The 1,214-nt window shown below is 68.4% G+C and carries 1 protein-coding gene and 2 pseudogenes; all 3 read right to left on the minus strand.

Going from position 1 to position 1,214, the window contains the following annotated elements:
* Positions 1 to 425 (minus strand): annotated as a pseudogene (locus NOCJ54_RS29720) (hypothetical protein); the annotation flags it as partial.
* Positions 422 to 1,000, minus strand: coding sequence for a DUF6318 family protein (locus NOCJ54_RS28765; protein WP_051486300.1), 579 nt, complete (start codon positions 998 to 1,000; stop codon positions 422 to 424). The gene NOCJ54_RS28765 and the pseudogene NOCJ54_RS29720, both read right to left, overlap by 4 nt.
* A gap of 13 nt (positions 1,001 to 1,013) precedes the next feature.
* A pseudogene (locus tag NOCJ54_RS30120) lies at positions 1,014 to 1,214 on the minus strand (hypothetical protein); the annotation flags it as partial.

Genomic DNA, 1,214 nt, shown 5'->3' on the forward strand with positions numbered 1-1,214 from the left:
ATCGGCTCGATTGTCGTCGTGTAGAAGTTCGTGTCGAAGTTGACCAGGGTCAGGCCGTCGGGCGGCTGGACCACCATCTCGCCGGCGGGGAGCTTGAGCTCGACGAAGGCGCGGCGAATGGCTCCGAGCGTCACGACGGGGGCAGGTGTCTCCTCGCCCGCGCAGAAACTGACATCGGACAGGCCGCCCGCGGCAGCGTCGGCGACTCCGTCGGCCGCCGCGCAACCTGTGGTGCCGAGAATGAAGGCCGGCGAGCTCGGACTGGGCCCGTGCTTCACCTGACCATCTGGCGAACGTTCTGACTGTACTTCCTCGGCGGAGTCGACATAGAAGCTGTCATCGCTGGCACCGGCACGGTCGTCCGCTGAGGCTGGCGCTGCGAGGAAGGTGGCGGCTAGAAGGAACACCCAGGCGATGGCTCTCATCGCAACTCCATCACGTCGAGCCGCCACCGGTTTCGGTCCGTCCAGAGCAAGTAGGCCGTGAAATCATCGCTGCCCTTGCTGCGCCGGTCCTCGGCTCCTTGTGAGTCGACGATGACCTGTGGTTCGTGCGTCACCACTTGCTCCACGCGGAAGCCGAACGCGGAGCCAGTCGACGTCGACACTTTCGCCACCTGGGTGATCCGAGCCCGGTTCTCCCCGCCGACGATGACGCCGCCTGCCGCATAGTGCTCCTGGACGTTGGCCACGAATCCCTTGCAGGTGTCGCACGTCGGTGCGCTGAGTTTCTTGAGTGTGCTGACGTCGCCTGTCGCCTGCGCGTAGTTGACGACGTCCCAGTAGTAGGTGATGAACGCCCGCGCGCCGGCCTTGGTTGCCTTGGTCGCCGCGTCGGGCAGGGCGGGCTCCTCGGGAGTCTCCGGGGTGGGGGAGGCGGTGGGCGAGCGGCTCTCGGTCGGCGTCGACGAGGTCTCGGTGGGGCTGGTGCTCTCGTCCGAGCATCCGGAGAGCGCGGCCAGCGCGAGGGCGGTCGCGGCCAGGGTGCGGAGCGGACGCATGGGGCCTCCGGGGTCAGTAGCTGACCAGCTTGGGCTCGGCCTCGATGGCGCGGAGCGGTTGGCCGGTGCCGTCGATGGTGACGGTGCCGGGGATCTGGCGCCAGGGGCCGTTGCCGACGCGGAAGCGGCCGGTGTAGGTGGTGGCCAGTGTGGGGCGGTAGGTGCCGGTGCGCAGGTAGTTGTGGGTGATGGTGAGGCGGGGGTACGGCGCGCC

Source organism: Nocardioides sp. J54 (assembly GCF_000519005.1).
In the GTDB taxonomy this organism is placed as follows: Bacteria; Actinomycetota; Actinomycetes; order Propionibacteriales; family Nocardioidaceae; genus Nocardioides.